Here is a 7,944-nt window from a genome sequence, read left to right as displayed (position 1 = left end):
CGGCCTCGTGGCTCTTGATGTACTCCTCGGCACACCAGGCGAAGGTAGGCTGAGCGCTGCCACTCGCCTCCTTGAGCCGCTCCTTGCGCTCTTCGATCGGGTCCCGTCCCTCCCGAAGGATCTTCCGGCAATCCAAGGCAGCTTGCCGCGCCTCGGCGAGCGAGACAGTATGCAGCGCTCCTAGACCCATTGCCCTCGCCTTGCCCCTCAGCATAAAGCGAAAGATCCAGGACTTGGCGCCGGTCTTGCCGATCTGGAGATAGAGGCCCCCACCGTCCGAAAGCAGGCCAGGACCGGAGGCATTCTTGGCGGCTAATGCAGTGAGGATTCCAACTCGCCTGGCCACAGTCCACTCACAGAACGACCCACAAAAGTTGTTGAGATTGTGAGAGACAGCCTGAGACGTGTCCAGACAGTTTCGCCGTGATCGCGGGCGAAATCGTGGGGTTTGAGACGCCCTGAGACGTCCTGATATGGCGGAGGCAGACGCCCTGTCCGCCACCATCCCAAAACGTCAGTGATTTCAATAGTTCCTTGACTTTCAAGGGCTTGTGCCGCGCAACTAGTACATACGCGTGGTCCACATGGCACTTTCGATGTCTCGTCCGTTCAAGCATCCCGACACTGGCATGTACTGGCTCCGCAAGCGCGTGCCCGACGATCTTAGGGCGGCGCTCGGCAAAACCGAGATTAAGAAAACCCTTGGCACCAAGAATCCAGCGGAAGCGAAGCGCCTTCACGCCGCGGCGCTCGCCGAGATCGAGGCTGAGTGGGCCGTGATGCGCAAGGGCGCGGCGCCGGGACTAACGGAAGCGCTCATAGCGGAACTCGAACAGGAGATTTGCGATCGATGGGTTTCGCACCATCGCGATCGCCAACAGACGTTCTGGCGCATCTCCGAATTCGAAAACCTCTGGACACAGGTCCAGCGACCGCGCCCACCCACGAAGACGCCAGTGGAAGATTACGCTGATTCATCAATGAGGAGGTTCGCCTACGAGTGCGCCGACGAATTCGCAGCTGAGCGTGGCTTACAGGTCGATGACGACGGTAGGCTTCGACTCGCGAAAGCCGCTTCCCGTGGCCTCCAGCGAGCATCATTGGCGATGTTGCCGAAGCTGGGCTGGGGCGATGTTGCTCGTGGTGTCGACGCGCCTCCGGGGCCGACTAAGGTCGGTCAATCCGGCGCGAACCGCACAATCGTGGCAGGTGCCAGTAAGCCACTTCCCTTCAGCGAACTGGTCGATGGCTGGGCTCGGGAGCGCAAGCCAGTCGAAAGGACGGTCTACTCGTATCAGAGGGTTCTGAACGCTCTAAAGATGTTCCTTGGCCACGACGATGCGAGGCGACTGACCGCGGACGATCTGGTCGCCTGGAAGAACGATTTGATCGCGAAGGAGAGGAGCAGCAAGACGATCCGCGACGCTAAGCTCGCGCCGGTGCGTGCTCTGCTTCAATGGGCCGTGGACAATCGACGGCTCACCGAGAACGTTGCTCAGCGGATCACCATCAACGTGAAGGTCGCTCAGGCCAAGCGGAAGCGTTCATACACGGATGATGAAGCTAAGGTGGTGTTAGCCGCTGCTCGCAAGGAGAAGGATCCGGTGCGCCGGTGGGTGCCGTTCCTCGCGGCCTATTCGGGAGCCCGAGTGGCTGAGCTCTGCCAACTTCGGGCCGAGGACATCCGGACTATTCACGACATTCCCTGCATGGTCTTCGCGGCCGAGGCAGGATCGTTGAAGAACGCCAACTCTGAGCGGGCCCTGCCACTGCATCCTGCACTTATTGCAGAGGGCTTCCTGACCTTCGCCGCAACAATCAAGGAAGGGCCGCTGTTTGCCGATCTTGAGCCAGATCGCTTCGGCAGTCGCGGCGGCAACGCCACCAAGATTTTGAGCCGTTGGGTGCGTTCCACCGTCGGGCTCAAGGATGAGCGTCTTTCACCGAACCACAGCTGGCGACACCGCCTGAAGACGCTGGGCCGACGCTATGGCCTCGCCCTCGACAATCTCGACGCTATCACCGGGCACGGGCGGAAGAATGTCTCAGCCCACTATGGTGAGTACGAGATGCGCACGCTACTACGGGAGCTGGAGAAAATTCCGGACTTCATGAAGGACAAGACGAACGAGCCGGCTGGTTAAGGCTCAGAACGTCCAGACGGTCGTTTCCAGCCAGAGCCGCGACTTGTCGGGGTCCACCCACTTCATCACGAAATGCACCTGGCCGCTCCCGGCGTTGGTGAAGACGGTGGCCTGGCAGAAGCGCATCTCCACCGTCGTGCTTGCGGCCAGAGATGGGTCCTCGGCGTAGTCCTTGATCGTCCCAATCTCCGAGACCTTCAGCCCGGACTGGATTGCGCGGGGCGACTTGTCGATCGCCTCGCGGAGAAGGCTGCGGGCCGTGCTGCTCTCGCAAACCGGCATCTGTCCAGCGATCACCCCTGATCCGAACCAAGCACCGATCTTGGGTAAGAGCCCCTTCTCGTAGGCATATGCACCGAAGATTGTTGCCACCGACACGAGGCCGATGATGGTCAGAGTCGTGTTGTTGTTGCCGGACATGCGCTCCCCCGTTCCTGCGCATGATTCGGACGAGGGCGCAGGAAGTTGCTAATCCGGGATTTACAGTGCGTGTTTTTGTAGTCTGCAAAGACGCCCTATCCGGAAATGGATGGGGCAGCGATTGTCGCTTGGAATTTGAGAAGGCTCCGCGTTCCCCGCGGCCTGAGCCAAGAGGCGCTGGCCGTCGATGCGGGCCTAGACCGAAGCTACATCGGCAGGCTGGAGCGCGCGGTCGAAAATCCGACCGTCCAAACGCTGGACAAGTTGGCCGCCACGCTGTCCGTAAGGCTGATCGATCTGGTCATGGAGCCGGGAGCGATGAGAAACGCGTTCATCCCGATGTTGAAATAGACGCCGAGCAGCATCGTCGTCGAATGCCTGAGGGCAAACAGGCTCACGTAAAGGCCGATGTCCCTGAGGCGGTAGAGGAAGAAGATCACGCCTGCCAGGAACAGCAGGTGGTCGTATCCCGTCACCATGTGCTTGGCGCCGAGATAGACGAAGGGCGCGAGGTGCACCCCCGTCATCTCCTGGATGTAGCCCTTGTCGCCCTCGGCGACGGCGTGCGCGAGGACCTCGCTCGTCCAAGAGACGGCGAGGCTGAGGATGAGAAGGGGCAAGCCGAGACTTCGCAGCATGATGCGTGCGGCCGCAGCGTTCCCCTGGCGAAAGGTTCGCATGGGAGATTTCCAGTTGATATGAGAACAGCCGGCCGCAGCCGGCGCCGGATCAGCGCGGCATAAGGGTGCGCGGCGGCCGCTCGAACGGCATGACCACGTCCAGCGCCGGCGCTGCGTGGCGCAATGGCCGTATGGCGACGCGCACCGGCCCGATCACGTAGTTGGATGGCTGCGCCAGCCCCAGAGTGACATGCGAGTGATCCGGCCCGTGCGGCATGGACTGGCTGCTGTCGCCGTCATGATCGTGCGAATGGGAATGGCCATGCCCTTCCCCCGGAGCGGAGATCGTTGATGCTGTGGCGGCATGGCTCGATCCGGCTCCCCTCCAGAAGGCGGGACCGGACAGGCCGACCAGAACGGCCAGAAGCAGGCAGATCAGGCGTCGGGCGCGCGTCGACATCGTTTCCCTTTTGAGGGTGCAGATCGGCAGGAATATGGCGGCGCAACGCCGCCCGCCACCGAATCACACCATGTTGCAATATCCTCCCCCCGAGGATAGGTAAAGCCCATGAACAGCCACGTCCACGCGCACCACGCCGATATAGCCAAGCGCCTGAAGCGGGCCGAAGGGCATCTGCGCAAGGTCATCGCGATGATCGAGCAGGAGCAGCCCTGTCTCGACATTGTCCAGCAGCTCCATGCGGTCGAGAAGGCCATCGGCCAGGCGAAGAAGACGTTGATCCAGGATCACCTCGATCACTGCCTCGAAGCGACCGTGGGGGATGTCGGTGCCGAACAGCGTCGGCCGATCGACGAATTCAAGCAGATCACGAAGTACCTGTGATGCTCGGCGTCCTTGGCAATCAGACCTATCGCCACCTGTTCCTCGCCCAGGTCGTGGCTCTGGTCGGCACCGGGCTGGCCACCGTAGCCCTCGGCCTGCTGGCATTCTCCCTCGCCGGGCCCAATGCCGGCGCCGTGCTGGGAACGGCGCTGGCCATCAAAATGGTCGCGTATGTCACGGTCGCGCCCATCGCCTCTGCCTTCACCGAGCGTGTGCCGCGCCGGGCCATGCTGGTGGCGCTCGATCTCGTGCGGGCGGGCGTCGCGGTCCTGCTGCCCTTCGTCACGGAGATCTGGCAGGTCTATGTCCTGATCTTCATGCTGCAGTCGGCCTCGGCGGCCTTCACGCCGACGCTCCAGGCGACGATCCCCGACATTCTGCCGGATGAGAAGGACTACACGCGTGCGCTGTCCCTCTCGCGGCTGGCCTACGACCTGGAGAGTGTCGCGAGCCCGGCGCTCGCGGCGGCGCTGCTGTCCTTCCTGTCGTTCCACAATCTCTTCGCCGGGACGGTCGTGGGTTTCCTGCTCTCGGCGGCGCTGGTGCTGTCGGTCGTGCTGCCTAGCCCGAAGCCGGTGCAGCCGCGCGGCATCTATGATCGCACCACGCGCGGGATTCGCATCTATCTCTCAACTCCTCGCCTTCGCGGGCTGCTCGCGATCAACCTCGCCGTGGCCATGGCCGGCGCCCTGATCATCGTCAATACAGTGGTCTATGTGCAGGCGTCCTTCGGACTTGGCCAACAGAGCACGGCCCTCGCGTTGGCCGCCTTCGGCGCGGGCTCCATGGCCTCAGCGCTGGCTTTGCCGCGCATGCTGGAGCATCTGTCGGATCGCACCACCATGCTGGCCGGTGCAGCGCTTCTCGGCGTCGGAACGCTCGCGGCCTCCGCTCTGCCGTCGTTTGGCCTGATGCTGCCCCTGTGGTTCGTGATCGGCATCGGCTATTCGTCCGCTCAGACGCCGTCGGGACGGCTGCTGCGCCGGTCGGCACATCCTGAGGACCGGCCGGCGCTGTTCGCCGCCCAGTTCGCGCTGTCGCATGCCTGCTGGCTCGTCGCCTATCCACTGGCGGGGTGGGGCGGCGCGGTGCTGGGGTTGGCCGCGACGGCAGCTCTTCTCGCAATCGGCGCGGCGGCTGCTGTGCTGCTCGCGCGATCGCTATGGCCTGCCGACGATACTGAGACGGTCGCTCATGTTCATGCCGACCTGCCCTCACATCATCCGCATCTCGCCGGAAGTCACGACGGCGGTCGGCATGCGCACCCGTTCGTCATCGACGATCTGCATCCGCGCTGGCCGGCGCGCCATAGCCCGTGAGCCTGGTATGGCGGCGCTGGGGCCGCATGAGGCCTCCCGTGGGAGGCCTCCGGCGACCGGTCGGTCAGAAATTGCCGCCAGCGCTCTCGTTCGGAGCGATGTTGCGGGCCTCGGACGGCGACGGCTTCACCGGCCTTCCGAATTCACGGGAGGCGCCGATCATCTCCGACGGCACGGTCGGCGCGACGCCGGAGCGGATGCCGCGCTGGACATCGAGAAATTCGTGCCGTTCCCGCTCTTCGGGCGACAGGGTCGTGGGGTAGATGCCGTTGGCCATGGCGGCGCCGGAAAGCGCCAGGAATGAAAGCGTTACAAGAACGCGCTGCATCGTTATCTCCTGTTGGCGCAGACCTCGTTGATCTGCGCCGGCCAAGCTGGCACCTCCACTTTGCAGCGGTTTGTCCGGAGAATTACGGATCGACGCTTCCGCGTTGCAAATTGTTGCCGACGGTGCTTCCGCGCACAGCGCCCGCAATAAACTGAAACCTCAGTGCAAAGTCGCGACATTCGAAGCCCGTTATGTTCTGGGTGCCACCATCGTGAGACCGACAAGGCATGAGCGAACCTCATATTCTTCTCGTCGATGACGATCATGAGATCCGTCAGCTGACGTCGAAATTCCTGCGCCAGTCGGGATTCAAGGTGACGGGGGCCCGGGATGGGCGCGAAATGCGCGAGGTGCTGGCGAACACCGACGTGGATCTCGTCGTGCTCGACCTGATGCTGCCGGGTACCAGTGGCCTCGATCTCTGCCGGGAATTGCGTGCGGCGTCCTCGATTCCCATCGTCATTCTGACCGCGCGTGGGGAGGAAACGGACCGGATTGTCGGGCTGGAACTTGGCGCCGATGACTATCTGGGGAAACCCTGCAGTTCCCGCGAACTGGCGGCTCGCATCAGGGCCGTGCTCAGGCGCACCATGGCGGAACCTGCCCGTGACCATGACAAATGGATGTTCTGCTTCGACGGGTGGACGCTGGACACGCGCCGCCGCGAGCTCGTCGACAATCGCGGTGTGGTCATCGACCTGTCGTCGAGCGAGTACGACTTGATGGTGTCGTTCTGCGAGGCACCACAGCGCGTTCTGACGCGCGAGCATTTGCTGGATACCGCGCGCAACCGAGTCTCTACGGGCTATGACCGGTCTATCGATGTCCAGGTTAGCCGGCTGCGCAGCAAGTTGATGTCATGCCCCGGCAGTGAGGACATGATCAAGACCGTGCGCGGCGCGGGCTACCTTTTTTCCCCCAAGGTGACCCGAGCTTGACGTCCATTCTCGACTCGCTGGTCGGCCGGGCCATCATCATCATCCTTGCCGGCATCGCCGCGGTTCAACTGTCCAGTCAGTGGATCTACGAATCCACCTTGTCCAGCGAGGCCGCGATCGCCAATCAGGAGCGTCTCGCCGACCGGATCGTCTCCATCTACCAGGCGCTCGCGCACCTTCCCGATGAAGCGCGGGACCAGACCGCCCACGACCTTTCGAGCGGTGCGGTGGAGGCGCATTGGGGGGTGCGGCCTCGCGTCGTCACACTGTTGGGCAGCGAATGGCAAAGCCTGCAGCAACAATTGCTCGAGCGGCTGCGGTTGACCGACCCGGGCGACATTCTCGTCGGTCTCGAGGCTTCGCCGACGGCATCGCTGCATGTCGCCATCGTTGCCCTGCGGCTGCCGGACCGCACCTGGATCAATGTCGGCGTGCTGGCACCGCACTATCACCCGCCACGCTCCTGGGTGACCATCCTGACGACCACGCTCGTCGCGCTCGCGGTCCTGATGATCTCGATCGTCTTCATCCGCTGGCTCACCCGGCCACTCGAGCGTGTATCCGCGGCGGCACGAGCCTTTCACGTCACCTCTTCGGCGGAGACCGTGCCCGAGGAAGGGCCGCGTGAGATCCGTACGCTGGCGACGGCTTTCAATGACATGCAGAAGCGAATCCAGGGCCAGCTGCGCGCGCGGACGCACGCGCTCGCGGCGGTGTCCCACGATCTTCGTACCCCGCTCAGCCGCGTTAGGTTGCGGCTCGAAGAACTCGGCGACGACGAACTGCGCACGGCCCTCGAACACGACATCGACGAGATGGAGCGAATGATCGAGGCGACGCTCAGCTACCTGAAGGGTGGCCGCGCCGGTGAAGGGGTGCAATCTGTCGAATTGGCTGCGCTCGTCGGGTCCATCGTCGATGAGGCGATGGACATGGGGCATGAAGTCTTGCTGTCGTCGCCGCCGAGCCTTGTCGTCAAGGGACGGCGGCTGGCGTTGAAGCGCGCCCTATCCAATCTCCTGCAGAATGCAATCAAGTATGCCGGTAGTGCCGAGGTCTCCTTGTCTGGAGGACAGGATGCCGCAACGATCGTCATTGCCGACCGAGGACCGGGGGTTCCCGAGGAGAGCATTCCGATGCTGTTCGAGCCCTTCGTGCGGCTGGAGACTTCAAGAAATAGTGAAACCGGCGGCTTCGGGCTCGGCCTGACAATCGCCAGCGAGATCGTTCAGGCCCATAATGGCAGCTTGGAGATACGAAACCGCGCTGGCGGCGGTATCGAGGCGATCATTGTCCTGCCGATTCAGGGACCCGCTCGCAATATTTCGTAA

10 protein-coding genes and 1 pseudogene are annotated in these 7,944 nt (G+C 63.1%); 6 read left to right on the top strand and 5 right to left on the bottom strand.

Annotation, left to right across the window (positions count from 1 at the left end; all coding sequences use genetic code 11):
- A partial coding sequence (locus ACE3TU_RS03900) for an Arm DNA-binding domain-containing protein (RefSeq protein ID WP_374620443.1) occupies positions 1 to 346 on the bottom strand: 346 nt, incomplete at its 3' end.
- A 238-nt stretch (positions 347 to 584) separates the two neighbouring features.
- Here ACE3TU_RS03900 and ACE3TU_RS03895 point away from each other — a divergent pair.
- Positions 585 to 2,144 (top strand): DUF6538 domain-containing protein, encoded by a 1,560-nt coding sequence (locus ACE3TU_RS03895; RefSeq protein WP_245898164.1) that lies wholly within the window; start codon positions 585 to 587, stop codon positions 2,142 to 2,144.
- A gap of 3 nt (positions 2,145 to 2,147) precedes the next feature.
- Here ACE3TU_RS03895 and ACE3TU_RS03890 read toward each other — a convergent pair whose 3' ends face one another.
- Positions 2,148 to 2,564 (bottom strand): hypothetical protein, encoded by a 417-nt coding sequence (locus ACE3TU_RS03890; protein ID WP_106750434.1) that lies wholly within the window; start codon positions 2,562 to 2,564, stop codon positions 2,148 to 2,150.
- A 105-nt stretch (positions 2,565 to 2,669) separates the two neighbouring features.
- Between ACE3TU_RS03890 and ACE3TU_RS03885 the strand changes: the two genes are divergently transcribed.
- Positions 2,670 to 2,915 (top strand): helix-turn-helix domain-containing protein, encoded by a 246-nt coding sequence (locus ACE3TU_RS03885; protein WP_106750435.1) that lies wholly within the window; start codon positions 2,670 to 2,672, stop codon positions 2,913 to 2,915.
- On the opposite strand, the pseudogene ACE3TU_RS03880 reads toward ACE3TU_RS03885, so the two are convergent.
- Positions 2,882 to 3,202 (bottom strand): annotated as a pseudogene (locus ACE3TU_RS03880) (HupE/UreJ family protein); the annotation flags it as partial. The gene ACE3TU_RS03885 and the pseudogene ACE3TU_RS03880 overlap by 34 nt on opposite strands.
- 91 nt (positions 3,203 to 3,293) lie before the next feature.
- Positions 3,294 to 3,644 carry a hypothetical protein gene (locus ACE3TU_RS03875; RefSeq protein WP_146144848.1) on the bottom strand — a complete coding sequence of 117 codons (351 nt, stop codon included), beginning with the start codon at positions 3,642 to 3,644 and terminating at the stop codon, positions 3,294 to 3,296.
- A gap of 108 nt (positions 3,645 to 3,752) precedes the next feature.
- Between ACE3TU_RS03875 and ACE3TU_RS03870 the strand changes: the two genes are divergently transcribed.
- Both ACE3TU_RS03870 and ACE3TU_RS03865 read left to right on the top strand, forming a co-directional pair.
- Positions 3,753 to 4,028 carry a metal-sensing transcriptional repressor gene (locus ACE3TU_RS03870; RefSeq protein ID WP_106750436.1) on the top strand — a complete coding sequence of 92 codons (276 nt, stop codon included), beginning with the start codon at positions 3,753 to 3,755 and terminating at the stop codon, positions 4,026 to 4,028.
- The gene (locus tag ACE3TU_RS03865) at positions 4,028 to 5,347 is read left to right on the top strand and encodes an MFS transporter (protein WP_106750437.1); all 1,320 of its coding nucleotides are present in this window, start codon (positions 4,028 to 4,030) and stop codon (positions 5,345 to 5,347) included. The genes ACE3TU_RS03870 and ACE3TU_RS03865 overlap by 1 nt, the downstream gene beginning before the upstream one ends.
- A gap of 64 nt (positions 5,348 to 5,411) precedes the next feature.
- Here the strand turns inward: ACE3TU_RS03865 and ACE3TU_RS03860 are convergent, their stop codons facing one another.
- Positions 5,412 to 5,675, bottom strand: coding sequence for a hypothetical protein (locus ACE3TU_RS03860; protein WP_106750438.1), 264 nt, complete (start codon positions 5,673 to 5,675; stop codon positions 5,412 to 5,414).
- A gap of 227 nt (positions 5,676 to 5,902) precedes the next feature.
- Between ACE3TU_RS03860 and ACE3TU_RS03855 the strand changes: the two genes are divergently transcribed.
- Positions 5,903 to 6,613, top strand: coding sequence for a response regulator (locus ACE3TU_RS03855; protein ID WP_106750439.1), 711 nt, complete (start codon positions 5,903 to 5,905; stop codon positions 6,611 to 6,613).
- Positions 6,610 to 7,944: an ATP-binding protein gene (locus ACE3TU_RS03850; RefSeq protein ID WP_106750440.1), complete on the top strand. Its 1,335-nt coding sequence runs from the start codon at positions 6,610 to 6,612 to the stop codon at positions 7,942 to 7,944. The genes ACE3TU_RS03855 and ACE3TU_RS03850 overlap by 4 nt, the downstream gene beginning before the upstream one ends.

Origin of the sequence: Devosia sp., from assembly GCF_041917035.1 — a bacterium.
GTDB lineage: Bacteria > Pseudomonadota > Alphaproteobacteria > Rhizobiales > Devosiaceae > Devosia_A.
This window is presented reverse-complemented; position numbering and strand designations above follow the sequence as displayed.

What these genes read in the sequence shown, in the direction of transcription:
- ACE3TU_RS03870 (WP_106750436.1), top strand. Translation starts at nt 3,753, where the DNA reads ATGAACAGCCACGTCCACGCGCACCACGCCGATATAGCCAAGCGCCTG.
- ACE3TU_RS03855 (WP_106750439.1), top strand. Translation starts at nt 5,903, where the DNA reads ATGAGCGAACCTCATATTCTTCTCGTCGATGACGATCATGAGATCCGT.
- ACE3TU_RS03860 (WP_106750438.1), bottom strand. Translation starts at nt 5,675, where the DNA reads ATGCAGCGCGTTCTTGTAACGCTTTCATTCCTGGCGCTTTCCGGCGCC.
- ACE3TU_RS03875 (WP_146144848.1), bottom strand. Translation starts at nt 3,644, where the DNA reads ATGTCGACGCGCGCCCGACGCCTGATCTGCCTGCTTCTGGCCGTTCTG.
- ACE3TU_RS03895 (WP_245898164.1), top strand. Translation starts at nt 585, where the DNA reads ATGGCACTTTCGATGTCTCGTCCGTTCAAGCATCCCGACACTGGCATG.
- ACE3TU_RS03890 (WP_106750434.1), bottom strand. Translation starts at nt 2,564, where the DNA reads ATGTCCGGCAACAACAACACGACTCTGACCATCATCGGCCTCGTGTCG.
- ACE3TU_RS03865 (WP_106750437.1), top strand. Translation starts at nt 4,028, where the DNA reads ATGCTCGGCGTCCTTGGCAATCAGACCTATCGCCACCTGTTCCTCGCC.
- ACE3TU_RS03885 (WP_106750435.1), top strand. Translation starts at nt 2,670, where the DNA reads ATGGATGGGGCAGCGATTGTCGCTTGGAATTTGAGAAGGCTCCGCGTT.